This window comes from Shewanella aestuarii (assembly GCF_011765625.1).
GTDB lineage: Bacteria > Pseudomonadota > Gammaproteobacteria > Enterobacterales > Shewanellaceae > Shewanella > Shewanella aestuarii_A.
This window is the reverse complement of record NZ_CP050313.1, coordinates 838078-864134: the sequence shown is the minus strand read 5'-3', so window position 1 is coordinate 864134 and position 26057 is coordinate 838078. Positions and strand designations below refer to the sequence as shown.

At 40.5% G+C, this 26057-nt stretch carries 27 protein-coding genes; 15 read left to right on the top strand and 12 right to left on the bottom strand.

Features of this window, described 5'->3' with window-relative positions; all coding sequences use genetic code 11:
- Positions 1–67: 67 nt before the first annotated feature.
- Complete coding sequence (locus tag HBH39_RS04000; protein WP_167675815.1) at positions 68–499, bottom strand: universal stress protein; 432 nt, start codon at positions 497–499, stop codon at positions 68–70.
- A 208-nt stretch (positions 500–707) separates the two neighbouring features.
- On the opposite strand from HBH39_RS04000, the gene HBH39_RS03995 reads away from it, so the two are divergent.
- From HBH39_RS03995 to HBH39_RS03970, 6 genes are all read left to right on the top strand, one after another.
- Positions 708–2132, top strand: a complete 1425-nt coding sequence (locus tag HBH39_RS03995; RefSeq protein ID WP_167675813.1) for a coniferyl aldehyde dehydrogenase — start codon at positions 708–710, stop codon at positions 2130–2132.
- Between the two features lie 12 nt (positions 2133–2144).
- Positions 2145–2732: a TetR/AcrR family transcriptional regulator gene (locus HBH39_RS03990; protein ID WP_167675811.1), complete on the top strand. Its 588-nt coding sequence runs from the start codon at positions 2145–2147 to the stop codon at positions 2730–2732.
- A 223-nt stretch (positions 2733–2955) separates the two neighbouring features.
- Positions 2956–3825 (top strand): MipA/OmpV family protein, encoded by an 870-nt coding sequence (locus tag HBH39_RS03985; RefSeq protein WP_432280143.1) that lies wholly within the window; start codon positions 2956–2958, stop codon positions 3823–3825.
- A 2-nt stretch (positions 3826–3827) separates the two neighbouring features.
- Positions 3828–4247 carry a DUF3019 domain-containing protein gene (locus tag HBH39_RS03980; protein ID WP_244325738.1) on the top strand — a complete coding sequence of 140 codons (420 nt, stop codon included), beginning with the start codon at positions 3828–3830 and terminating at the stop codon, positions 4245–4247.
- Positions 4247–4960: a winged helix-turn-helix domain-containing protein gene (locus HBH39_RS03975; RefSeq protein WP_167675807.1), complete on the top strand. Its 714-nt coding sequence runs from the start codon at positions 4247–4249 to the stop codon at positions 4958–4960. The genes HBH39_RS03980 and HBH39_RS03975 overlap by 1 nt, the downstream gene beginning before the upstream one ends.
- 17 nt (positions 4961–4977) lie before the next feature.
- Entirely contained in the window at positions 4978–6243 is a 1266-nt protein-coding gene (locus HBH39_RS03970; protein ID WP_167675805.1) for an ATP-binding protein, read from the top strand.
- 53 nt (positions 6244–6296) lie between these two features.
- Here the strand turns inward: HBH39_RS03970 and HBH39_RS03965 are convergent, their stop codons facing one another.
- Positions 6297–6605 (bottom strand): DUF1289 domain-containing protein, encoded by a 309-nt coding sequence (locus tag HBH39_RS03965; RefSeq protein WP_167675803.1) that lies wholly within the window; start codon positions 6603–6605, stop codon positions 6297–6299.
- An 89-nt stretch (positions 6606–6694) separates the two neighbouring features.
- On the opposite strand from HBH39_RS03965, the gene HBH39_RS03960 reads away from it, so the two are divergent.
- Both HBH39_RS03960 and purT read left to right on the top strand, forming a co-directional pair.
- Positions 6695–7270, top strand: coding sequence for a DUF4136 domain-containing protein (locus HBH39_RS03960; protein WP_167675800.1), 576 nt, complete (start codon positions 6695–6697; stop codon positions 7268–7270).
- Between the two features lie 220 nt (positions 7271–7490).
- Positions 7491–8687: a formate-dependent phosphoribosylglycinamide formyltransferase gene (gene purT / locus HBH39_RS03955; protein ID WP_167675799.1), complete on the top strand. Its 1197-nt coding sequence runs from the start codon at positions 7491–7493 to the stop codon at positions 8685–8687.
- Between the two features lie 147 nt (positions 8688–8834).
- Here the strand turns inward: purT and HBH39_RS03950 are convergent, their stop codons facing one another.
- Genes HBH39_RS03950 through HBH39_RS03930 form a run of 5 tightly spaced genes read right to left on the bottom strand, consistent with a single transcriptional unit; the run spans position 8835 to position 13072 of the window.
- Positions 8835–9782: a D-2-hydroxyacid dehydrogenase gene (locus HBH39_RS03950; protein ID WP_167675797.1), complete on the bottom strand. Its 948-nt coding sequence runs from the start codon at positions 9780–9782 to the stop codon at positions 8835–8837.
- 48 nt (positions 9783–9830) lie between these two features.
- Positions 9831–10442 carry an outer membrane beta-barrel protein gene (locus HBH39_RS03945; protein ID WP_167675795.1) on the bottom strand — a complete coding sequence of 204 codons (612 nt, stop codon included), beginning with the start codon at positions 10440–10442 and terminating at the stop codon, positions 9831–9833.
- A gap of 26 nt (positions 10443–10468) precedes the next feature.
- A complete protein-coding gene (gene djlA, locus HBH39_RS03940) occupies positions 10469–11242 on the bottom strand; it encodes a co-chaperone DjlA (protein WP_167675793.1) in 774 nt (257 codons plus the stop codon).
- A gap of 41 nt (positions 11243–11283) precedes the next feature.
- Entirely contained in the window at positions 11284–11982 is a 699-nt protein-coding gene (gene murU / locus HBH39_RS03935) for an N-acetylmuramate alpha-1-phosphate uridylyltransferase MurU (protein ID WP_167675791.1), read from the bottom strand.
- Between the two features lie 25 nt (positions 11983–12007).
- Positions 12008–13072, bottom strand: coding sequence for an aminoglycoside phosphotransferase family protein (locus tag HBH39_RS03930; RefSeq protein ID WP_167675789.1), 1065 nt, complete (start codon positions 13070–13072; stop codon positions 12008–12010).
- A 143-nt stretch (positions 13073–13215) separates the two neighbouring features.
- Here HBH39_RS03930 and lptD point away from each other — a divergent pair, with 143 nt between their 5' ends.
- The 7 genes from lptD (at position 13216) to HBH39_RS03895 (ending at position 22171) form a co-directional block, all read left to right on the top strand.
- A complete protein-coding gene (gene lptD, locus HBH39_RS03925; protein ID WP_167675787.1) occupies positions 13216–15516 on the top strand; it encodes an LPS assembly protein LptD in 2301 nt (766 codons plus the stop codon).
- A 143-nt stretch (positions 15517–15659) separates the two neighbouring features.
- On the top strand, positions 15660–16964 hold the full coding sequence (gene surA, locus HBH39_RS03920) for a peptidylprolyl isomerase SurA (RefSeq protein ID WP_167675786.1): 1305 nt from the start codon (positions 15660–15662) through the stop codon (positions 16962–16964).
- A gap of 6 nt (positions 16965–16970) precedes the next feature.
- A complete protein-coding gene (pdxA, locus tag HBH39_RS03915; RefSeq protein ID WP_167679959.1) occupies positions 16971–17957 on the top strand; it encodes a 4-hydroxythreonine-4-phosphate dehydrogenase PdxA in 987 nt (328 codons plus the stop codon).
- A 7-nt stretch (positions 17958–17964) separates the two neighbouring features.
- Positions 17965–18777, top strand: coding sequence for a 16S rRNA (adenine(1518)-N(6)/adenine(1519)-N(6))-dimethyltransferase RsmA (gene rsmA / locus HBH39_RS03910; RefSeq protein WP_167675784.1), 813 nt, complete (start codon positions 17965–17967; stop codon positions 18775–18777).
- Between the two features lie 62 nt (positions 18778–18839).
- Positions 18840–19220, top strand: coding sequence for a Co2+/Mg2+ efflux protein ApaG (gene apaG, locus HBH39_RS03905; protein ID WP_167675782.1), 381 nt, complete (start codon positions 18840–18842; stop codon positions 19218–19220).
- Positions 19221–19222: 2 nt separating this feature from the next.
- Positions 19223–20041, top strand: coding sequence for a symmetrical bis(5'-nucleosyl)-tetraphosphatase (locus tag HBH39_RS03900; RefSeq protein WP_167675780.1), 819 nt, complete (start codon positions 19223–19225; stop codon positions 20039–20041).
- 108 nt (positions 20042–20149) lie between these two features.
- Positions 20150–22171, top strand: coding sequence for a HAMP domain-containing methyl-accepting chemotaxis protein (locus HBH39_RS03895; protein WP_167675778.1), 2022 nt, complete (start codon positions 20150–20152; stop codon positions 22169–22171).
- A gap of 291 nt (positions 22172–22462) precedes the next feature.
- On the opposite strand, the gene HBH39_RS03890 is transcribed toward HBH39_RS03895, so the two are convergent.
- From HBH39_RS03890 to cgtA, 5 genes are all read right to left on the bottom strand, one after another.
- Positions 22463–22870 carry a DUF3718 domain-containing protein gene (locus tag HBH39_RS03890; RefSeq protein WP_167675776.1) on the bottom strand — a complete coding sequence of 136 codons (408 nt, stop codon included), beginning with the start codon at positions 22868–22870 and terminating at the stop codon, positions 22463–22465.
- 62 nt (positions 22871–22932) lie between these two features.
- The gene (gene folA / locus HBH39_RS03885; RefSeq protein ID WP_167675774.1) at positions 22933–23436 is read right to left on the bottom strand and encodes a type 3 dihydrofolate reductase; all 504 of its coding nucleotides are present in this window, start codon (positions 23434–23436) and stop codon (positions 22933–22935) included.
- A 30-nt stretch (positions 23437–23466) separates the two neighbouring features.
- Positions 23467–23937, bottom strand: coding sequence for a threonine/serine exporter family protein (locus tag HBH39_RS03880; RefSeq protein ID WP_167679958.1), 471 nt, complete (start codon positions 23935–23937; stop codon positions 23467–23469).
- The gene (locus HBH39_RS03875; protein WP_167675772.1) at positions 23937–24695 is read right to left on the bottom strand and encodes a threonine/serine exporter family protein; all 759 of its coding nucleotides are present in this window, start codon (positions 24693–24695) and stop codon (positions 23937–23939) included. The genes HBH39_RS03880 and HBH39_RS03875 overlap by 1 nt, the downstream gene beginning before the upstream one ends.
- Before the next feature lie 11 nt (positions 24696–24706).
- The gene (gene cgtA, locus HBH39_RS03870; protein ID WP_167675770.1) at positions 24707–25876 is read right to left on the bottom strand and encodes an Obg family GTPase CgtA; all 1170 of its coding nucleotides are present in this window, start codon (positions 25874–25876) and stop codon (positions 24707–24709) included.
- Positions 25877–26057 lie beyond the last annotated feature (181 nt).

Sequence of the window (26057 nt, the reverse complement as noted above, 5' to 3'; positions counted from 1 at the left end):
TAAGAAGCACACTTGGTTCAGCCAAATAGGGCTCACGAATCTGAACCAAGTGTATTAATAAAAAAGCTTACTTAACCACTAACACTGGGCAAAGCGCCTGATTAGCGACTGCCTCGGCAACATTTTCATGTAAAAAATGTGCCAAACCTGTACGACCATGACTGGCAATAACGACCATTCCAATATCACCCGAGTTGGCTTCGGCAACAATTTCTTCAATCGCATCACCACGCCTGATCACGGTTTCAACCGGCTTGTCGGTATTTAATTCGGCTAGTAACGCATGCATTTTTTGGCTAGCGGCTTCCTCCATACTTTTGGCTAATTCTTCTGGGGTAACCGCTAAAATCATGTAATTCTCGTCGCCAAAAGGCTGATCAACAACATGAACAATACGGATACCAACGTCATATAAATTAGCCATCTCGATAGCATATTTGAGTGCATGAGATGCGGTTTCTGAAAAGTCCGTTGGCCATAAAATCGTTTTGCTTCGCATGATGTCCTCCTTAGCTCATGATAATTATTGAATACTATTTCATTTAGTGTAGACCTTGAGTCAAATATCTCACTGATCTATATCAATGTAATACAAATGTAATACAAAAAGTTGATTTGATTAACAAACACAGCTAACATCAAACCGACTAATCAGTCGGTATTTTTTTAATCGACACATCTAACACTTTATTTGCTGGAGATACACCATGAATATGGTCGTTGAACAAACTCAAATATCACCTTTACAACAATTATTATTAAAACAAAAAAAGGCTTATTTGGCGCAACCAGCATCTAGCTATGCCTACAGAGTATCAAAGCTAGACAATATCAAACGCCAACTGCTGGCATATCAACAACAACTTATTGATGCTCTCAATACAGATTATGGGCATCGCGCTAAGAATGACACAGTGATCTCTGACATAATGCCTTGCATCAATAATATCAATTACACCATCAAACACCTCAAGGCATGGATGAAACCCAGTAAACGCCATGCTGGGTTATTATTATCACCATCAAAGGTATCGGTTCATTATCAGCCGCTTGGAGTTGTAGGCATTATCGTGCCCTGGAATTTTCCAGTGATGCTATCCATTGGACCGCTTATCACAGCCATTGCAGCCGGCAATCATGCCATGCTCAAAATGTCTGAATTTACGCCACATACCAATAAAGTTTTAGCCGAGTTATTAGGCAATATTTTTGATGAGTCTGAAGTTGCAGTTGTTGAAGGTGAAGCTGATATTGCCGCACAATTTTCTGCCCTAGCTTTTGATCATATTTTATTTACCGGCTCTACCTTAGTGGGTAAACATGTTATGCGAGCCGCGGCCGATAACTTGACACCTGTAACACTTGAGTTAGGTGGCAAATCACCTGCGATTATTGCGCCTGATATGCCAATAGACAAGGCAGTTGAACGATTGATTTATGGCAAATGCCTCAATGCTGGGCAAATTTGTGTCGCTCCTGATTATGTTTTATGCCCTGAAAATAACGTCGCTGACTTTATTGATGCCTATAAGCTACACTTCAACAAAATGTATCCCGACTTTAATCACAATCAAGATTATGGCAACGTGATCAACGATCGCCAATTTAATCGAATACTTGCTGTGCTTGAAGATGCAAAGTCTAAAGGTGCAAATGTGGTATCGGCCGCTAAGTCAGACATTCCTGCAAGTAATAGAAAGCTAGCGACCCAATTAGTCACGAACGTCACTCCAGATATGCTAATTATGCAGGATGAAATTTTTGGTCCACTGTTACCCATTGTTAGCTATCGCACCATTGATGAAGCCATTAGTTATGTGAACCAACATAATCGCCCTTTAGCCTTATATATCATGAGTTTCGATGATCAAACTCAAAACAGTATCTTGCAGCAAACTCACTCTGGTGGGGTTTGTATTAATGATACCGTCTTCCATGTGGCAGCTGATGACGCCCCATTTGGCGGTATAGGGCCATCAGGTATGGGACATTATCATGGTAAAGAAGGCTTCCTGACTTTTAGCCATGCAAAAACGGTTTTAAATAGTGGTAAAATCAACACGGGTATTTTTGTTCACCCACCTTATGGCAGTGTTATTCAAAAATTATTAATAAAGTTCTTTTTAAGGTAAGTTTTACCCAAGATGAAAAACCTCAAAGTGGCACCAACTGAAAAAAAGGCCGCATTGCTCGACTCAGCCTTATCTTTGTTTGTAAAACAAGGATTTCATGCAACCTCCACCGCTTCTATAGCTAAGGCTGCGGGGGTTGCTACAGGGACATTATTTCATCACTTCCCATCAAAAGATGCCATATTAAATGAGTTATTTATTAATATAAAACAAAGCTTTGCTGACTCAATCATACAAACCAGTCAATTAACGGGCAATATTGAACAAGATGCTAATACCTTATGGCAAAGCGCTATAGACTGGGCAATTGCAAATCCTTTAAAGCAAACTTTTTTTCTGCAATTTTCATTTTCAGTCGAAATTAATCCATCAATTCGACAACAAGCCATGAATGAGATTCTAGGTTTTATTGTAGAGCTTATTGAACAAGGGCTTAAACAGAATGTCATTGCCGATTTCCCAGTCCCATTATTACTAGAAAACTGTCACGGACAGTATTTAGCGGCGATTCGCTTTTTTACCGACAACCCGCAATTAGGTCAAGATTCAACTTATCGACAAGCAAGTTTTCAATTATTTTGGCGTGCAATGAAAAAGTAGCCAGTTTATTTTTACTGATAACTTAAACACCAATAACCACCAACAACCCCCACATAAGTATCACTTTGTATCTTTGCTCAATTAAATGTTAAAGCTCAACTAAGCTGGTGTTAATATAAACAATATCAGCGTTAAGCAATTAACTAATTGTATTAAAAATGTTAATAGCAACTCAATTAGACTTAACCCATATATAATGGTGACACGGAAAATGCTTAAATATATAAATGCATGTCTAGGTGTAATATTAATCAGCTTGTCAAGCTTTACCTATGCTCAGGATGAGCTAAATTGTCTATCAAGTAATGACTGTATTACTGTTGGTGAGTGGGAATTTTCCATTGCTTTTGGATATGGAAAAAAAATGAACCCTTTACAAGACAATGATGATATCCCTTTGTACTTAGTACCTTCTATTGCTTATTACGGTGAAAACTGGTTTTTTGATAATGGTAATTTAGGCTACACAGTTAAAGAGTCGGAGTCATTTTCAATTAATATTGTCACTTCATTCAGTGACGATCGTGCTTTCTTTTATGATTGGGATCCATCAAATATTTTTCTGGCCAAAAATAGCGATGGACAAGATATCAATATCTCTCCCACCGCGTTGTCTCGAGGTGTTACTGAACAACCAAAAGTGTTTAACTCACTAGAAAGTCGCCGCTTTACCTTATATGGAGGACTTGAAGCCTTCTTTTATACTGGTTACGGTTTTATTAAACTCGCTTATGCCCATGATATGTTTAACGTTCACAATGGTGAAACAGGCCATTTAAGTTGGAATTATTCAACGGCTATCGAACAATGGGTGTTTGACTTTGTTATTCGAGCTGATTGGAAAAGCGCACAAGTGATCCAATATTATTATGGTGTTCGAGAAAGTGAAAACCCTTATTGGAGCAAACAATATCAAGCAAGTTCTGGTTGGAATACTGGAGCAGAATTAACGACTCGCTACATTATTAATGAAGACTGGAATCTATTGATGGCATTACGGTACACTGCGCTGGCTGAAGAAATCAAACACAGTCCATTAATTAATGAAGATAATAGTCATACATACTTTGTTGGCGCGGCTTATAGGTTTTAATATTGTTTAACTCCTCATCAAGCCTCTCATACTACTTTATTGGTATTTTTATACTTTTTATAGGTGCTTTTACTGTAAAAGCTGATACGCTTGAACAGCAGGCGCAGCTTAGTGCTACGCCTAACTTTTGCTTAACAGATGATCAATTTAATTATTGCGAAATTGACCTTTTGTTAACATGGAATCTAGTTAACGAAGAGCTAGTGTGTATTATTTCAGATTATCAAACTATACCGCGTTGGTGCTCGGATGATCCAAGCGTTAAATCCGTAAAATTAACAATTAAAACTGATAAAGACATACAATTTGTCTTGGTGAGCAAAAATAATAACCATACGCTGGCGGGCGTAAAACTTAAAATCACCAAAGCCGCTTCCCAACAGGTAAGAAGGCGTTATCGGAATCCTTGGAGCTTATTCTAATGACAGTGCCACAATCCACGCACCGAGTGTTACTCGTAGAAGATGATATTCGTTTAGCCAATCTCATTGTAGATTATTTGAAATCGCAAAATATGCATGTTGAAGTTGAACGTCGAGGCGACACGGTACTCACTCGTTTAATCAGCTATAAGCCAGATATCATCCTCTTAGATATCATGCTACCAGGTTTAGATGGTCTAAGCTTATGTGAAAAGCTACCAGACTACTTCTCTGGCCCCATCTTATTAATGAGCGCCTTAGGCACAAACGAGGATCAAATCAAAGGCTTAGAAATCGGTGCTGATGATTATGTTGTAAAACCTGTCGATCCTGCCTTACTAGTCGCCCGAATTAACAACCTCTTACGCCGTCAAGCAGAACCACGTAAAACAGAATCCCACTGTTTAAGCTTTGGTAAATTAAATATCGACCCTCATACCCAAGCCATTCGCCTAGGTAATACCGAAGTAGACCTTACCAGTCATGAATTTGAACTACTTTGGCTATTAGCATCGCAAGCGGGCCAAGTGTTAAGTCGTCAATATATATATCAATACTTACTCAACATCGACTTTGATGGCAAGGATCGCAAAATAGACGTTCGCGTTTCTCGTTTGCGTAAAAAACTAGGTGACAGCATAGAAACACCTTTCCGTATAAAAACGGTATGGGGTCAAGGGTATTTATTCGCGCCTGAAGCGTGGAATAACTAACAAGATATTCAGTCAAATTGAAACGTCTTTTTATCAGCCTATATTTATTACTAAGCTTAAGCTTTATTGGTATAGGCTGGACATTGGACAGCTTATGGCAAAACCATGTCGATGATAGTGGAGATGTTGATGCCCCGCTTATCGCTTTTGCCATTCTGCTTTCTAAATCACCAGAAAAGCAAAGGTTGGCCCTATTAAACCTAATAAGCCAACAAGTCGATTTTCCATTGCAACTGCTCGAACGCAATCAAATTGCTTTGCATGGCAATATGCAGCTAAGCCCTAACAAAATTATCACCACCCAGGCCGATGATGAGCATCAACTGCAGTTTATTGCTGTCGATGAGCAGGTCTTGATGGCTGGACCTATCGATATTGATCCTAGGGGCAAGTTACGCAATATATTCACTATCATTTTTTATATTTCGTTAGCCTTAGTTGCGCTAATCTGGGTGTGGCCTTTATCACGCGATCTCAACACATTACGGGTTGCTACCCGCAAATTTGGTGAAGCTAACTGGGGAACACGAATAGAGTTAAGCCCTAGCTCCCAAGTTGCGCCTTTAGCGCTAACCTTCAATGATATGGCACAACATATCAGTAGCCTAATTGATAACCAAAAGCACTTAACCAATGCGGTATCGCATGAAATACGCACTCCACTAGCTAGATTAAAGTTCGCTTTAGCACTATTACCCCAATATTGCTTACCAGAAACTAGCGAGCAAAAACGTGTTAATTTTTTAAATGACATGCACAGCGACATTAAAGAAATGGAAGATTTACTGCAGGAACTGCTGACCTATGCCAGCCTTGAAACCATGCATATTGAACCCATTTTAGAAAATTGTGAATTAGTTAGCATTAGCAAAGAAATGATTTCACGGCTGAGCGACTTATCAAGGATTAAAATTAATTTTCAACATGACGAACTTGATGAGATATTTATCAAGGGCGAAGGGTCACTCGTTGAACGCGCACTACAAAATCTTATAACTAACTCGCAAAGGTATGCTAAGCAACAAATTGATGTGACGTTAACTCGGGATAAAAATAAGGTGTACTTAGCAGTAAGTAACGATGGCCCAAGCATCCCTGTTGAAGATCAACCACATATCTTTGAAGCTTTCTACCGCAGCAAGCTTCAGCATTTAGGAAACAAAGGGCACGGACTAGGATTAGCAATCATTAAACGAATAATGTTACGCCATAAAGGCGATGTCAGCGTGTTTAGCGACAACAACAAAACCGAATTTACCTTAAGTTGGCCAGTGATCCCCTAAAAATCTTTTTACAACAAACATCAATAAAACACCAACATAAGCCATCAAGCTAATTAAAATTGCTCAAGATTATCAAGATTGATTTGTTCTTCTGCCTCATTGTCATCAAAATCAAATTGGCCATTGATTGATGCCTGCTGTTGCTGAATTTGTAACTGTTTAGCTTTATGTAACGCATAAAGTCTTCTACGTTTGCGCTGCACACATAACCGGATGACATCTTGTTTTTGTAACTCAGAAAATCGCATCCAATTAAAACGCTCATCTCGACTGCGTAAACACCCCATGCAGTAACCTTTAGCATCTGACTGACAGACACCAACACAGGGACTAGGGATTGAGAAAAAACTTAACTGTTCCAAAATAGTATCAAATGGCACTTTCTAAACTAGGATATAGTGAAGCTTATACTATTTGATGCAATTTTGTACAAGATTTGGAGTGTGCACGCATGCACTTTTTTAAGGTTTCTGCCAATTGTCGTCATTCGTTAAAATCATCACTGTTAGTATTATTGACCAGCATGGCACTTTTAGGCTGTAGCAGCACCTTAAAACAAGATTATGATATTCTGTACGATTTTAGCCAGTTGAAATATTTCTCCATTTTAGAAGTTCATTCAATTGACGACCCATTTATCGCTGAGAGAGTCGCTAAAGATATTCATCAAGCTCTCACCAAACAAGGCTTCTCAGCGAGCAATAACACTGAAACGAGTCATAGATTTTTCGTCAACTATGCCATTAAAACCGAAGATAACCCCAAAAGTGCGGGGCTATCGATAGGATTAGGCACGGGCACATGGGGCAATAACGGCGGCGCCAGTATCGGGACTAACATAGGTGTGCCCATTGGCAGTAATACGGCTAAGGTACTAACAATTCAAATAGATATTATAGATTCTATTGACAACCGTTTGATTTGGCGTGGAACCGACAGTTTAGATTTTGATCTTAGTACTACTGAGAAAGCACAAAAAACGACGCAAACTGTTTATAAAATTTTGTCACAGTTTCCACCCAAATAAAGCAAATGATCCTAAACATGCTTGCCTGCTGCTCAGTATTTCGGCGAGAAGCAATCTGATATCATATAAACTTACAATTTTTATCCTTTGTCTTATCGACAGAACATGGTTTTCTAGTAAAAACTATAGCGATAGCTCACATTTATTTAGCCATCAATAGCCATTTTTATCTGCTAATAGGTAAACTGTTTTAAAAATAAAACATTAAACAAGGGTTGATATGAGTACCTCTGCATTAGAAACATTAGGCACCCCCAATTGCACTGATGCAGTCAAAGCAATGCTGCTTGGCTGTGGAGAGTTAGGAAAAGAAGTCGCGATTGAATTACAACGCTTTGGTATTGAAGTGATTGGCGTAGATCGCTATCCCAATGCCCCAGCAATGCAAATTGCTCATCGTTATCATGTCATTAATATGCTCGACGGCGAGGCGCTTGCGGCAATTATCACGCAAGAAAAACCCGATATTGTCATCCCTGAAATTGAAGCGATTGCAACAGACACACTTCTCACCTTAGAAGCAAAAGGCTTAAATGTTGTCCCTAGCGCACAAGCTGCCAAATTAACCATGGATAGAGAAGGCATTCGCCGTCTAGCAGCAGAAGTACTCGGCTTGCCCACCTCTCCTTACTTTTTTTGTGATACTCAAACAGATTTTACTCAAGCCGTTAAACAAATCGGTATGCCTTGTGTTGTGAAGCCTGTTATGAGTTCATCAGGCAAAGGTCAAAGTGTCATAAAAACAGAGCAAGATATTGTTGCTGCATGGCAATATGCTCAAGAAGGCGGACGAGCAGGTCAAGGTAGAGTCATTGTTGAAGGCTTTGTGGATTTTGATTATGAAATCACCCTGCTGACTATCAATGCGGTTGACGGCATTCATTTTTGCGCGCCCATTGGCCATCGCCAAGAAGACGGTGACTATCGAGAATCTTGGCAACCACAAGCCATGCCAGATCATGTATTAGAGCAAGCAGAAATTGTCGCCATGAAAGCCGTTAAGGCCTTAGGTGGTTATGGTCTATTTGGTGTTGAGTTATTTATTAAGGGTGAAGAGGTTTACTTTTCTGAGGTCTCGCCGAGACCACACGATACAGGCTTAGTCACACTTATCAGCCAAGACTTGTCAGAATTTGCTCTACACGTTCGCGCGATATTAGGCTTACCGATAGGTAAAATTCAGCAGTTTGGTCCGTCATCTTCAGCAGTCATTTTAGCTGAGGGCCAATCGGAAAACATCCGTTACAAAGGCATGGCACAAGCATTAACAATACCAGACACTCAATTACGTCTGTTTGGTAAACCTGACATTAATGGCCGCCGACGTTTAGGTGTCGCTCTTGCGAAAGACAGCAGTATTGAAAAAGCAATTGATAAAGCCAAGCGGTGCGCGGCTGAAATCCAAGTGGTTTTATAACGGCAATCAATTAAGCTCAATATAAAACACCAATAAAAATGCCACGCACTTTAGCATGGCTTTTTTTATTGATGATTTTTGTTGATGAACGTAAAAAATCAAACTGTTGCGTGGTTAGCTGGTTAGCTGGTTAGCTGGTTAGTGCCATTAAACGCAATTAATAGGTGTTCCCTGAATAAACTGACGGCAATTATTCACTGCTATATCCATTAAGTTTTGCCTAGCCTCCTTAGTTGCCCAAGCAATATGCGGAGTAATCACCACATTATTAGCTTGTAATAAAGGGTTATCATTTTTAGGTGGCTCACTGGATAATACATCTAACCCAGCATATCCTCGGCCTTGATTTAACCAATCGGCCAAATCTTGCTCATTAACTAAATCGCCACGGGCACTGTTCACTAATAAGGTATTGGACGCCAATAACGCTAATGTTTGCTTGTTGATTAAATGATGGGTTTGTGGAGTAAGCGGGCAATGCAACGATAATATATCCACTTGAGGTAACAGGTGCTCTAATGAACACCATGTTACCCTTTCAGGTAAATTCGTTTTGGGTGTGGGGGTATGAATTAACACCTTCATCCCAAACGCTAAGCCAATCTGGCAAGTCTGTTTTGCAATATCACCAAACCCCACTAAACCAAGCGTTTTACCTTTCAAGGATGTCAGCGGTGCTAACGTAAAACAGAAATCCCGTGAAGCCCCCCACTGCCCCTGTTTGACAGCCCCATCATGTAACGCCACATGTTGATAAAAATGCAAAATATGTGCGAACACCATTTGTGCAACAGCATCCGGTCCATAAGCTGGTACGTTACTAACCACTATCCCTTGCTGCTTGGCAAAGTTAACATCAACTACATTGGTACCTGTTGCTAGTACGCCAATATATTTTAAATCCGGCAGTTGAGATAAGAGTGTTGCAGGAAGCTGGGTTTTATTGGTTAATACCATAGCAGCACCATTACAACGGGCGAGCACCTCTTTGGCTAAGGTGTGATCATAAATCTGACACTCGGCTAAATCGACTAGCCCCTGCCAGCTTAAGTCTCCAGGGTTTAAAGTAAAGCCATCTAAAACAACAATTTTCATTTTTTACCTGCTAACTATCATCTGATGACTAATCATCTTTAAGTTTTATTAAAAAGCCACTTCAAAGCCAATATTGGCTTGTGCTTGCCAGATTAAATCGCCTTCAACTTTCCATAAACATTCTGATTCATCACAAAACAAACTCGAATTAGTATTAAAAAAAGTCGCATAACCACGTACATCAGCAAACACACGGACATTTGAAGTAATGCCATATGCGAGTCCACCACCTATTGCCATTGAAAAATTGGTTTCACTTGAATAAGACTGACTCGGAATTAATCTTGTGACACCTGCACTTGCTGTCACATAAGGGTTAAATGCGCCATGTTGAAAATATAACGAGCCCCCCAAATGCCAGTAATCGACATTTAACTCAGTAACTACGTCTGATGATAATCCACCATCACGAAGATCCGTACTTTGGGTACTATATAGTATATAAACGCTGCCGGGATCGTTAGTTTTCATCCCAAGCACAAGGCCATAATGCTCTGATTCACTAATATTGAGATCTGAGCTCACGCCTTCATTTATCGTCAGTCCTAGCCCATTCCCACCAAAGCTATAGCCTGCAAACGGGGCGACATAGACCTCTGCTTGCGTAGAAAAACAACATAGTGTGAGAGCTAAGCTACTCACTAAAAAATTACGGCCCATAAACAGATCCTTGTTATTTACACAAACTAACGCATACCTCTTGAAACTTTAATTCGCTCATAAGCAGCTTGAATATCCTGCGCTTTAGCTTTAGCTATCGCCATCATCTCTTCAGGTAAACCTTTAGCAATCAACTTATCCGGGTGATGCTCATTCATCAATTTACGATAGGCTTTTTTGACTTGCTGATCAGTGCAAGCCTCATCAATGCCCAATAATAAATAGGCATCAGTCATCGGCATTTGTTGATTTTGAGGCGCTTGATGATGCTGAAACTCAGCCTGCCAACGAGCTAATAAGTCGTTTAATAAATTAGATAATCCTAATTGCTGTGCAATCGTTGATAGCACTTGCATCTCTTTGGCGTGCAACTCACCATCTGATAGTGCAGTTTGGATCTGAATTTCTAAAAACATTTGCAGTAACTCATGACGCTTTTGAGTCACTCTCATAAAGTCATGTAATTGCTGATTCAAATCAAAATCAGCTTGTCTACCTGAGCGAAAAGCCGCTTGAGCATCTTTGCGCGCTTGCCCGCTTAACTGCATTTTGTCCATTAATAAGGTCGCAATGCGGATATCAGCCTCAGTAACATGGCCAGATGATTTTGCAACATGACCCATCACCGAAAAAGTTGAACTAAAGAAGATAGCCTGCCTTTCACCCGCTTGTTGCATAAAGCTCGCTAAACGTTGGCGTTTATCATAAAGGTGACCTAACCAAAGGCCCATTATTCCACCGAATATCCGCCCAAACATAAAGCCGATGATAAACCCGAAAACTTTTCCCCAAATTCGCATGCAGTGTTCCGCTAAATAATAAATCGATAAGAAAAAACAGTTTAATTACTGTTTGCCTTTAAGCGAGCCGTTAACGCCTCTAGGCGTGATATTGTGCCAACATCACACCAATATTGCTGTAAACATTGGCCATAAACTTGCGCTTGCGCAATAGATTGTCTCAACAAAGGCCCCAAAGGTTGAGAGCCCTGAGCGAGCTCGGCAAACATTTTGGGATGAAAAATCCCCATACCGCTATAGGTAAATCGCTGCGTCCCCTCAAGCTGGACTTGATTATGATTGGTATCCTTGCCGTTGAACGCAAAATCACCTTGAGGATGATGTTGCGGATTATTGACTAACCAAATAAACGCATCCGCTTGTTGCTGAACTAATGTGGCTAATGCGGTTTGCAAATCGGGTAATTCATCAATAAAAACATCGCCATTTAACAATAAAAATGGCTGTTCCCCCAAAAGCGGTAAAGCATTTTTTATCCCACCAGCTGTTTCTAACGCCTGAACTTCTACACTGTATTGAATATTAAGCCCCCAGCGTTCGCCATTACCTAGTACCTCAGGCAATAGATAACCTAACCAAGCATGATTAATCACAACCTCGTTAACACCCTGCTGTGCCAGCTTTTCCAAATGGTACGCTATCAATGGTTTACCATTAACTTCAACTAATGGTTTAGGAACGGTATCGGTTAATGGTCTTAATCTTTCACCACGGCCAGCCGCTAAAATCATCGCCTTCATAAAGCCTCCTAAATATTGAGTCGTCCTATTCAAACGATGAGTTAACTTGGGCTATTGCTTGCTGTACTTTAGGGAAGACAATATTTTTTACCCATTGACTTAACTCTGTCAATTGCGGATACATGGCTGCAATATCAATAATATATTCTAGGGTGAGCGGTATATCTTTCATGTAACCAGTTTTACCATCACGAAGCTTGAGGCGGGCAAAAATCCCCGCAGCTTTTATGTGACGCTGCAGTCCCATTAAATCAAACCATTGTTGATATGTACTAAAGGCAATATTGTTATTCAATAATTGATGCTGCTTGAGCAACTCAAAGTGATAGCGAATTAATGGCTGTACCAGCTCATCAGGCCAACGAACATAACAATCACGTAATAGAGAAACAGCATCGTAACTAATCGGGCCTACCACAGCGTCTTGAAAATCAATAATAGCTAAACGCTCACAATCTTGATCGTGATTAATCATCAAGTTACGACTATGGAAATCGCGATGCATACCCACTTTGGGCTGCTGTTCAACATTGTCAATTAACAGCTTAAAACTGCGATTTAACATAGCTTGTTCTGCTGAAGATATTTGATAATGAAGCAACGCACCAATAAGCCATTCAGTAAAAATGGTTAGCTCTCGCATAACAAACTCTGCATCAAAAATCGGTAATGATTTAGTGAGGGGAGGCGTGACCTGCCTATCGGTTGTTTCAACAACCTGACTGAGAGGTATTAGTTGCATCAAAGCCTGCTGGTAATACGCTGTCACGTTTGATGGCGTCAATTGAGATAACAATTGCTTGTCACCAACATCAGTTTGTAAAATAAAACCATTTTCTGCACAAAAATGAATGACTTCAGGGACTAACACCCCAGCCTTCTGGTACGCGTCAGCCACCGCAATAAATGGGGCAATGGGCACAAGCTCTATTGGTGAATCAGCCACAATATAGCGCTTGCCATTATGAGTCAGTCGAAAGTAACGTCTAAAACTGGCATCGCCACAGAGTAAATCAAGTGTGACTGGTTGATTAAAAAATTGCGCCAACCAAGTGGACAGCTTTGAAAATCTTAAATCTGATTGACTCATCTCAATGGCTCTTCTACAAAAATTGCTTTATTATAGCTAGCATAACATTTGGAAACAGCTAAAGAATGGAATGTTTTTTCTAGCTGAGCATCTTTATCTCTCCAAACTTCTCTTGAACAAGAATTCATAAATATTTGACAATAATGCAGATCCGATATTTTCTGGCGCTATGCCTATTACCTCAGTATGTCTTTGCTCAAGATGCAAATGTACCTGAGGAAAAACCACAACTTTGCTTTGTCGAGCCCCCAGTTTCCAGCTCGCTAAATGAGCGCGAAAGTCTATCCGGAATCAATAAAAGCGATATTGTGATTATTTCAGATAGCTCCGCAGCCACAATGGACGATAAAGCCCATTTTCGTGGTAATGTCAGTTTCAGCCAAGGTTCGCGTCATATAGCGGCTAACGAAGCTATTTTAGATCAACAAAATCAGCAACTTAACGCCAATGGCGATTTAATATTTCAAGATGAACTATTTACGGTTACCGCCGACTCTTTAGAAGCACAAATGAGTAATAATAGTGCTAATTTGAAGGGCGCTGAATATTGGATTAACGGCCAACAGATCCATGGTGAAGCCAAACAATTGGAAATTACCTCAAATAATAACCTCATATTATCAGGTACCAATTTCACAACCTGTCCACCTGGTGATGAATCTTGGTTACTTGAAGCAAGAAAAATAAGAATCGACAGTAACGAAGAATGGGGTGAGATTTGGGATGCCAAACTGCGTGTCGCAGATGTACCAATTATGTACATCCCCTATATGACCATCCCGGTTTCTGACAAACGAAAATCAGGATTCCTTTTTCCAAGTTTTAGCACCAGCACCACAAATGGTGTTGAAATCAGTGTGCCATATTATTGGAATATAGCTCCTGAATATGACTTAACTTTCACGCCAGATTATATGACAAATCGTGGCTTATATACCAAAACCGAATTCAGATACCTTCTGGGTGAGCAACAAAACGGTCAGGTGAATGTTGAATACCTAGGTAAAGATAATAAGTTAAATAATAACCCTGACCGTTATTTACTTCATTTTAGCCACCAAGGCGCAATTGGAGATAATTGGCGGGTCAGAGCCAACTATACCGATGTTTCAGATAACAACTATTTCAATGATTTAAACTCTGATGTGAATCGTGCAACCGACAACCAACTTTCACGCATAGGCGAAGCCAGCTACTTTGAAAGAAACTGGGACATCAATATGCGAGTACAGGATATTAAAGTACTTGGTGAAGATGAACTGCCCTATCAAGTCATGCCGCAATTAGGATTTAATTATCGTCAAACCGATATCTGGAACACGATTGATTTTAAATTTAATTCTGAAATCACCAATTTTCGTCATCAAGATAATCAATTTGCCACCGCAACAAGATTACACATGGCACCAAGCTTAATTTACCCAATACAAGGACCTGCCGGCAGTTTAACCAGTGAAATTAAGTTATTACAAACCCAGTATTGGCAGAATGCTTCCATATTAAATCCTGATTTAGATGATACGGTTAGCAGAACTATTCCACAGGCACGTATTCATGGTCAGATAAACTTCGAACGACCCGCGATGTTTTTCGAACAAGAGTATCGCCAAACTTTAGAGCCACAAATCCAATATTTATATGTGGGCTATCAAGATCAGTCTCGGATCGGGATTTATGATACAGCCCAATTGCAGGAAGACTACTACGGTCTATTCCGCGACCGTCGATTTTCAGGATTAGATCGTATTGCAGATGCCAATCAAATGACCTTGGGTTTTACAACACGCTTTTTTGATGAAACAAATCTTGAAAAATTTAAGTTCAGTGTCGGTCAAATTATTTACTTTGAAGAGTCTAAAGTACTGCAAGACAATATTTTTCAGGAAGCAAGTAAATCAACATCGGTACTCGCGGCGGAGTTAGATGCACATGTTACCGACAATTGGTTTATTAGTGGCGCTATACAGCACGATACCGAAAATGGTAAAAACAAGAAAAATGAAGTCACCTTAGATTATCGACCAAGCAATGATAAATTGCTTCAGTTTAGTTATCGTTACGTGCCAGATTTATTAAACACCAACACCAATGATAGGGTGAATATTTCGCAAGCAGGTGTGCGAACCTCTTGGCCACTCACCGATGACTTATATTTTGTTGGCAACTGGTATTATGATCTTAATGAACACAGAAGCATTGAAACCTACACGGGTTTTCAATATGAATCATGCTGCTGGGGCGTACGCTTAAGTTATCACTACCGCATTAAAACCAACTATGATGATGACCTATCAGAAATCATTGATGGCCGCGAAGAGTTTGAAAAAGGCATTTATCTCAACTTTGTTATCAAAGGACTAGGCGGCTCAGGACCGATTGGGGTTGAAGATATGCTAGATGAAGGGTTATTTAACTACCGTAAACCACTTTACTTGAGGAATTAAGGTTCATTTGTGGTAGATTGCTGAACCAAGAGCAAAACTCACTGTCGAATGACTGATTAACAAACTTTGAGTTACCCATTACATAACAATAGATTTGAGCTAACCACTCGAAATATAAAATAAATGTGCCAAGGATTTATTGGATGAAACACAGTAAAAAACTTTTGTTAGCCTTATTTGCATGTGCAATGAGCCATACAGCTATATCAGCGCCTCAAGAATTAGATCGCGTTGCAGTACAAATCAATGACGGTATCATTTTAGAAAGTGAAATTAGCAATATGATCGCCAACGTCAGTGCCAATGCGAAAGCGGCAAACCAAGCTTTGCCGTCTGCAGATGCATTGCGCACCCAAGTTATCGAGCGTCTGATTTTAACTCGCCTGCAATTACAAACTGCAGAACGTATCGGTTTAGCCATCGGTGATTTACAGCTTGACCAAACAATCGAAAATATCGCCAGAGAGCAAAAGTTGACTGTGTCACAAATGCAACAGCAACTTGAAGCCGAAGGCATGAGTTTCAGCCAATACCGTGAACAACTCCGCGAAGAAATCACCTTAGGTGAAATTCAACGAATCCAAGTACAACGCCGAATTCAAGTTTCACCTCAAGAAATCAATAGTTTAGTAAAGCTAATTGCTGAACAAGGCCTAAAAGATGTCGAATTTCAAATTGGCCACATATTAATTGAAGTACCCAATGAGCCAACAAGCGAACAGCTTGAAAACTCTACCCGTCGGGCTGAAGCAGTATTAAAGCGTTTAAATGATGGTGCAGACTTCAAGAGCACCGCGATTGCTTCTTCATCGGGCCCCAAAGCACTTGAAGGTGGTGTTTGGGATTACATGAACATCAACGAAATGCCAACTCTATTTGCAGAAGTGGTATCTGATGCGAAAAAAGGCGACATTATTGGTCCAATCAAATCCGGTTCTGGTTTCCATATCATTAAAGTAATGGATACCCGCGGTTTACAAGTTCAAGAAATCGATGAAGTAAAATCACGTCATATTCTATTAAAACCATCACCGATTTTATCTGAAGAACGCGCAGAAGCTATGCTAGCTAGTTTCTTGAAAGATATTCGCAGCGGTGAGGCTGAATTTGATAAACTCGCCCGTCAGTACTCTGAAGATCCAGGTTCAGCAGCTAAAGGTGGTGAATTAGGCTGGGCAGAGCCAAGTTTATATGTACCAGAGTTCGCGCAAACCTTAACAAGCTTGCAACCTGGCCAAATTAGTGAGCCTTTTAGAACCACACATGGTTGGCATATCGTACAACTAGAAGAACGTCGCAAAACCGATGCGACAGACAAGATGAATAGTAATCGAGCTCACCAACTTATTTTCCGTCGTAAATTCAACGAGGAATTACAAAATTGGTTAGACGAAATGCGCAGTGACGCATATATCGAAGTGTTCGAGGCTGAAAATTTACGAGGCTAATCAACAATAATGATAAAACGTATCGCGATAACGCCGGGTGAACCGGCAAGTATCGGTCCAGACATCGTTATCAAACTAGCTCAGCAGGAATGGCCTGCTGAGCTAGTCGTTTGTGCCGATCCACAATTAATGATGGATAGAGCAAAAATGCTCAATTTACCATTAACACTAAGAAACTATGACCCGACTTTAGCACCTCAAATCCAACAAGCTGGCACACTGACCATCGCTCCCTTCGAGCTTGCCGCACCCGTGGAATGTGGCGTGCTAGAAGAAGCAAATAGCGAATATGTCGTTAACACCTTGCGATTTGCCGGTGAAAAAAACATGTCTAAAGAATTTGATGCCGTTGTAACCGGCCCAGTTCATAAAGGCATTATTAACCAAGCGGGAATTTCATTTAGCGGACATACTGAATATTTTGCCCTACAGGCAAACTGCCCAGATGTCGTTATGATGCTAGCCACCCCCGGTTTACAAGTGGCACTTATGACCACTCACATTCCACTAGCCTATGTTTCTAAAGCCATCACCCGTGACAGATTGCACCATATTATTGGTATTTTACATCGCGAATTGGTGAGCAAATTTGGCTTAGGATCACCAAAAATATTTGTTTGTGGTTTAAACCCACATGCGGGTGAAGATGGTCATTTAGGTCGTGAAGAAATTGACGTCATGATCCCAGCTTTAAACGAACTACGTGAACAAGGAATTGATATTGTTGGCCCATTACCAGCTGACACCCTATTCCAACCTAAATATCTAGAACAAGCTGATGTGGTACTTGCAATGTACCATGATCAAGGCTTACCTGTGCTAAAATCTATCGGGTTCGGCAAGTCGGTAAATATTACCTTAGGCTTACCTTATATTCGCACTTCGGTAGACCACGGAACAGCCTTAGATCTTGCCGGAACAGGTCTAGCAGACAGCGGCAGCCTATTTTGCGCCGTAAACAAAGCCATAGAAATGATCGACAAAAGTAAGTAATTAATTAATGAGTAATAAAGTACATTTAGGTCATACGGCCAGAAAGCGATTCGGACAAAATTTTTTAACTGATGAAAATATCATTAGTCGTATTGTCGGCGCGATTTCACCTGATAATGACCATGTGATGGTTGAAATTGGTCCCGGATTAGCCGCATTAACCGAACCGGTTGCAGAATCTATCGATAATCTTACGGTTGTCGAACTAGATCGTGATTTAGTTGAACGTTTACAAGTACATCCAGTACTCAAAGATAAACTGACCATTTACCAAGGCGATGCATTGCAATTCGACTTTGGCCAGCTAAAACAAGATGGCAAAAAAATGAAAGTGTTTGGTAACTTACCTTACAACATTTCTACGCCACTCATGTTTCATCTCTTTGAGTTTGCCGATCAAATTGAAACCATGCACTTTATGCTTCAAAAAGAAGTGGTATTACGTTTATCTGCAAGTCCAGGCACCAAAGCATACGGCCGCCTAACGGTTATGGCACAATATTATTGCCAAGTAGTACCAGTATTAGAAGTGCCTCCAGGGTGTTTTACACCGCCGCCAAAAGTAGACTCAGCAGTAGTCAGGTTACTGCCTTACGCAGACAAGCCGTGGCCGTGCAAAGACGTCAATGTCATGCGTAATCTTGTAACAACAGCCTTTAATATGCGCCGTAAAACATTACGAAATAACTTGAAAACATTATTAAATGATGATGATTTTGCTTCATTGAATATCGATGCAACATTACGACCGGAACAAATTTCGGTAGAACAATATGTGGCTATGGCAAACCGATTGTTCGACAAAAAATCAGCTAGCTAATGACCATTAAAGGGCATATTCGTTGAATCTGCCCTTTTGTTTTAGGACGAGACAAAAAAACCATGATAGATGATCACTCCCCTATAAAAATCAAAGTAGAAACTCAATATCTAGAGCATCAATCAGATGCAGCAGATCAAAAATACTTGTTTACATATACCATCACGATTATCAATTTGGGGGATCAAGATGTCACATTAAAAGATCGCCATTGGATTATTACTAATGCTAATGGCGAACAAAGTGAAGTGAAGGGGCCTGGCGTGGTTGGAGAAACACCTACTATTGCGCCGAATACAGCATATCAATACTCAAGTGGCACAGTGTTAGAAACCCCTGTAGGCTTTATGCAAGGCTCTTATGGCATGGTCTATACCAATGGCAAAGAGTTTTCTGCTCCCATTGCGCCATTTAGACTGGCTGTACCAGGAGTCATGCAGTAACTATGGCGAATTATTTTGTCGGTGATATTCAAGGCTGCTTCAACGAATTACAGTTTTTGCTAACTAAGGTCAATTTTAATCCCTCAAAAGACACCCTATGGGCCGTCGGTGATTTGGTCGCTCGAGGTACAGGTTCACTCGAAACCTTACAATTTTTTGAATCACTAGGTGACAGCGGCAAAGTGGTTTTGGGTAATCATGATTTACATTTAATGGCTGTTCATGCCAAGCTAAAATCGGCAAATCCAGCTGATCATTTACAAGCCCTGCTTGAATCACCACAATGCAATAAACTAATCGACTGGCTAAGACTACAACCATTGGTTCGCTATTTGCCCGAACATCAGTTGATCATGACCCATGCTGGAGTGCCGCCACAGTGGGATTTAACCACGCTAAACAATGAAGCGAATTATGTCAGTGAGCAACTTCAGTCAAGCGACTACATCAGTCAACTTATCGCTAAAATGTATACTAATTCGCCTGATACTTGGGATAAACAAAGACAAGGTATCGAAAGAGCAATTTTCTGCATTAATGCATTGACTAGAATGCGCTTTTTGCATCCTGATTTACATTTAGATTTTGACTGTAAATTACCGCCCTCCGAAGTTAATGAAGGTCAATTGCAGCCATGGTTTAATTTTAAACATACATTATCAATGCCTTATCAGATAGTTTTTGGACATTGGGCTGCATTAATGGGAGAAACAAAAATAACTCATATTCATGCATTAGATACAGGATGCTGCTGGGGCGAACATTTAACCCTATGGCACCTCGAATCAAATGAAAAAATTACCCAAAGAAAACTAAATTAGCATTAAACTAAACAATCACTAAGCCGATAGTATGCTATTGGATAAAAAGTACCTGAGTACAACTTAACCTCAAAGTTAGGATAAAATAATAATAGGCTGGAGTAACATATGAAAATTAATGTAGCGACTAGAGTTATTGGCGGTTTTTCCGTTGTAACTTTATTGCTGATTGTCCTTGGAGCAGTAACACTGCAAGGTAACAGCAGAATTAAAGAGGGTACAGAAACATTACAGCAAGTCAGTTTACCCGCTTTAGAGTCTACTAACTTATTGAGTGAAAACCTAAACGCTCAACAGCTAGAAACATTACTTGCTTACTACAGCAATCACTCATCCAAAATTCCTGCCATCGATAAAAACTTAGCAACAGAGAATAAGAATTTTCAATCAGAATTAAACACCTTATCCAGTTTAATCGCTGATCAAAATGCGCTTTCTCAGCCTCTTCGCCAGTTAAAAACCGCCTATACAACTTTTGAATCGAATAACCAACGTATGCTCAAAGAGCGCCAGAGCGCACTTTCTAAGCAAGAAAAATTATTAACTATGCGTGGCGATCTTGAAAATGCAGCTGATGATGCATCATCCATCTTGTTAGACGTTATTGATTTAGAAACCAGTGACAATGAAATCGAACGCAGTATTGCTGCCTCAGCAGGGGTTGTTGATAGCACATTCGTCAACCTTATTACCACTGTGTATGATTTAGTTGCTGCAACTGAACTGAATAAGTACCAGCTTATTGTTAAAGAATTAGATTACATGCTTGGTGAAGCCAAAAGTAAACTCAGCCATATTCATATGCAAGGTAACGGTGTCATTGATAATGATGTACTGCAAGATTTAACCACCGAAACCGATAAAGTGTTTAGTCTGTTAAGTGGTTCAAGCTCAATCATTACCATAAAAAGTCAACAATTAACCCATGATGCAACTGCAGCCGAAGCTTTATCTGAAACATTGAAAAGTGCTACCAATGCTAATAATAAAATGACTGAATTAGCAAATGCCATTCAACGATTCACTGATACCATTAGCACAAATGCCATCGAAGTAATTGACTCAGCTGTAGTCACCACCATGATTGTGGTATTAGGCGCTATCTTGGTTGCTATATTTGTCAGTATCGCTGTGGTTCGCCCATTAACTCGCTCACTAGGGCAAGTTAACCAAGCGCTCAATGTATTAGCTTCAGGTGATTTAACGCATAAATTGGATGATAGCGGACATGATGAATTTGCTGAACTATCTAAAAACTGCAACCGATTAGTTGATAGTTTACGCAGCTTGATCACTGGTATTGTTGATCGCTCAAATCAATTGGCAGCCGCAGCGGAAGAAACATCAGCGATCACATCGCAAACGACCATTGGCATTCAAGAGCAGAAGAGTCAAGTGGATCAAGTTGCCACCGCAACAACCGAGTTAAACTCAAGCGCACAACAAGTTTCGATGAGTGCAGATCAAGCCTTAGATCAAATTAAACAAGCCGATCAAGAAACTCAGCACATGCGTGCTCTTGCAGAAGAAAGCAAACAAACTATTTTGGCACTTGCCGAAGAAGTCAGCAAAGCGGGTACCGTTATCAATAAACTGCATACTGATAGCGCCTCAATTGGCTCTATTCTAGATGTTATCCGTGGTATTGCTGAGCAAACCAACTTGTTAGCTTTAAACGCTGCGATCGAAGCGGCACGTGCAGGTGAACAAGGCAGAGGCTTTGCTGTTGTAGCCGATGAAGTAAGAAGCCTTGCATCTCGAACACAAGACTCTACGCGTGAAATCCAGCAGATGATCGAAGTGCTACAGCAAGGCGCGCAAGAAGCGGTTGCGGTAATGGAATTAGGCAGCGCCCAAGCCAGTAGTTGTGTCGATAAGAATGAACAAGCAAACTTAGCCTTAGAAACCATCATCAAGTCTGTGCATAACGCATTTGATTCAGGTACTCACATTGCCCATGCTGCACAGGAGCAAAATCTTGTAAGCCAACAAGTCTCTGAAAAACTTGAACATATAGCACTAATTTCTGAAGAAACTGCTACAGGAGCCGACCAAACAGCTCAGTCGAGTCATCAAGTTGCTATGCTTGCTGAAGAGCTGCAAGCCTCTGTGGGAGAGTTTAAAGTCTAAACTTTATGCTCGACAATCACAGCTAATAAAAAAGGCCATAATGGCCTTTTTTATTAGCTGTGATTTATTCCAATAGTAATAAATAACTAATCATTCTATCTTGTGAAAATAGCTGATTACAACATTAGATATTTTGATTGTAGAATAAGTGCTTATCGAAAAATCTGTCTTGTAATCACCCATTTTCCTACGCACCTATTACTGTGGTTGATATTATACCGCCTTGTTTTTACCTATCCTGTAGGCAAAAAATACCGACAATCAAGTCGGTATTTTTTAAACAGTCATAAATTAATCATCACCGTCTTCAGCACCACCGCCTAAACGATCGTTGATTGCTGCAGTGATAGCACTACCACCATGGCCATTAGCACTTGCCCAATCGATAATTGTTTTACCGTCAGCTTCAGGGGTACTTAAATCAGACGATGGTAAACGCTTAGCAATAAACTCACCAACATCATTAGCATTTGCACTGTAGGCAGTACGCAATAAACTGCTGCCATCACAAGAAATACTTGCATAGATGTTACGTAACTTAACACGGCTTTCTTTAAGCTTTTTACGTAAACGGTTTTTATCGTCTGACTTTACATAATCACAAATATTTGCGACAAGCTGATCGCCATTTGCAACTGCAGGGGCTGACACAGAAGATGCTACTATCAGGGCGGCGATCGCCACAGGCATTAAACGCATCTAACACTCCTTTATCTCTTATAATTTTATATAATCATTTCCATCTTTGTGGAAATGTTCATTCAGGGTAACTCGAGTGTAAGTTTACATTTTTTGATCAAAGTGTTAAAGATATATTGCAAACCTTGTTCATTTGTTGCAGAAACAGATTGCTGCAAGTGCCAGCTACCGTCATCCCAATCGGGAAAGTAGGTATCACCTTCGACTTGTAAATCAATTTCAGTCAAATATAAAACATCCGCCATGGGCAATAACTCAGCGTAAAGCTGCCCGCCTCCCATAACCACTAACTCTTCACATTCACCAGCGACTTCAATCGCTTGATCAAAGTTGCTTACACAAGTAACGCCATCTGGTTGATAATCAGCTTGACGAGTAATTACAATATTATGCCGACCTGGTAGTGGACGCCCAATTGACTCAAACGTTTTGCGCCCCATCACGACAGGTTTCCCCATCGTCATCACTTTGAAATGCTTTAAGTCTTCAGGCAAGTGCCAAGGCATTTGATTATCTTTGCCAATAACACGATTTTTCGCCATAGCGGCTATCATTGCGATACGCATCTGTAAATCCTTTTGATTTTATTAACTTTTTTAAATAATGGGACGGTTACGATAATACAACAAACTAGGTAAGGCTAAGCCGACAGCCAGTGCCCCAAGAATAAAGACTGTTTTTAAACCATTCACAATCACTTGTGCGCTAAGTTCAGGGCTAACTTGGCTTTGGGCAGTTAATTGAATCAACGCAATAACAGTATTAAATGCATATGTACCAGGCACCATAGGAATAATCGCGGCAACCGCATACATTAAAGGCGGTGCAAGATGCCGCTTAGCAAATTGAATCGTTATCACACCAACCAGCGCTGCAGCAGCAAACGTCGCCCACTCAATAGGCATGTTGAAATGCATCAAAAAAGTTCTAGCGCTATGACCTAAAGCGCCAGCTAAGGCGCAGTATCCTAAATAGCGTTTAGGCACATTAAATAGAATCGCAAAACCAAAAGCCGGGATAGCAGAAAAAAAAGCATCATGGAGAAGCTCAAGGAGTAAAGACATGATTAAAAGATGCCTCCTAGCTGCATTGCGATAGTTATCCCTATCACTGAAGCAAGTGTCAGCAAACTCGCATTTCCCCACCGTGAAATACCAACGTTAATGTGGCCTTTTACCATATCGGAAATCGCATTGATAAGTGGAAAACCAGGAACAAGCATTAATACACTGGCAGCTAAGGTAATTTGCGGCGTCTCACTAACGGGATATACATAACCTAATTGGGCTATCACATTAGTGACAAATGCAGTGATAGCAAAGTTAATCAATAAATTAAAATGACGCTTTGCCAAAAACAATCTCACCCCCATCCCTACAGATGAAGCAATAAATGTCAAAACACATGCCATAAAGTCGCCACCAAATAAATGGCAAAAACTGGCACAAGACAAGGCAACAACAGGGATAACAACTTTAGCAGGGTAGGTTTTGGGCTCAACTCTGGCGAGTCGACGCCGGACTTCATTTGCACCGTAAATACCCTTTTCGGTCAAAATACAAATGCGTTGTAATTCACAGACAACCATCATATTGATACCGTGAGCGCGAATACGCCGAGTGGTTGTAATACAGCGTCCATGCACAAGGCTAGTCAATACTAGCGCATTAGAAGAAATAGATAACTCTACACTAGCCAAACCCAATGCTTTTCCTAGACGCTGACTCAACTCTTCAACTAAGTCTGATTCAGCGCCATAGGCAAGCAATAACTGGGCACTACGAACAACTAAACGGGTAATATCATTTTGGTTGTCTTCGTACACAATATTCCTCGTTAACGTTGATAAATCACTTCAACATCATAGTCGTCATCATCATAATCATCGTCATCTAAGTCGTCTTCATAATCTTCATTAATGCTGTCTTCAGCACCTTGATGATAATTGTCCCATTTAAACTCAACTTCTTTGTCATCTGGGCTTAGCTCTTCTTCCAGAGGCATAGCTTGAATGAAGTCTAACAGTTTAATGCTTATCTCTTCAGTGCCTTGACGACTATAAGCAGACATAGTGAACACTTCACCTTCCCAGGCTAATTCTTTCACAATACGGTCCACTTTTTCTTGCACTTCTTCTTCAAGCAGCAAGTCAATTTTGTTAAATACTATCCAGCGAGGTTTAGATGCTAATTTAGGGGAATATTTCTCAAGCTCGGCAACAATTGCACGTGCAGAATCAACCGGATCGCTACCATCAATTGGATCGATATCAATAATGTGTAACAAGGCTCGACAACGCTCTAAATGCTTTAAAAAGCGAATGCCTAAACCAGCTCCATCAGCGGCACCTTCGATCAAACCTGGAATATCAGCAATCACAAAGCTTTGGCCAGGACGTGGGTTCACCACACCTAAATTAGGAACTAAGGTAGTAAAAGGATAATCAGCAACTTTAGGTGTCGCACGCGATACAGCACGAATAAAAGTGGACTTACCTGCGTTCGGTAAACCTAAAAGGCCTACATCAGCTAATAGTAATAACTCAAGCTTGATTGCACGAACTTCACCTGGTGTACCTAATGTTTTTTGGCGTGGCGCACGGTTAGTACTACTTTTAAAACGTGTATTACCTAAACCATGAAAGCCACCTTTAGCAACCAAGAGCTTTTGACCATGGGTAGTCAAATCACCTAGCACTTCTTCGGTTTCAATATCAATAGCACGAGTCCCTACCGGCACCTGCAGTATTAAATCTTTACCAGCACTACCAGTACAGTCACGGCCACGGCCATTAGTTCCACGCTCAGCCATATGAAAACGCGTAAATCGATAATCGATTAGAGTATTCAGGTTTTCATTAGCTTGTAAGAAAACACTTCCACCATCACCACCGTCACCGCCATCAGGCCCACCATCTGGGACATATTTTTCACGGCGAAAACTGACACAACCGCTACCACCGTCACCGGCTTCTACACGAATATTGGCTTCATCAACAAACTTCATACTGACTCCTAACACTCCAACCATCAAGCTACGTAACAATAAGGTTACGGTCGAACATTGGCGCTAATTATAACCCTAATTATATCAGGGGTGCAGAAAAGCGGTGTGGATGATCAATACCCTTTTCGCTTGCTGCAAAGAATAGCTATTCTATTTACATCGTTCAGCCAAGTTAAGAAAA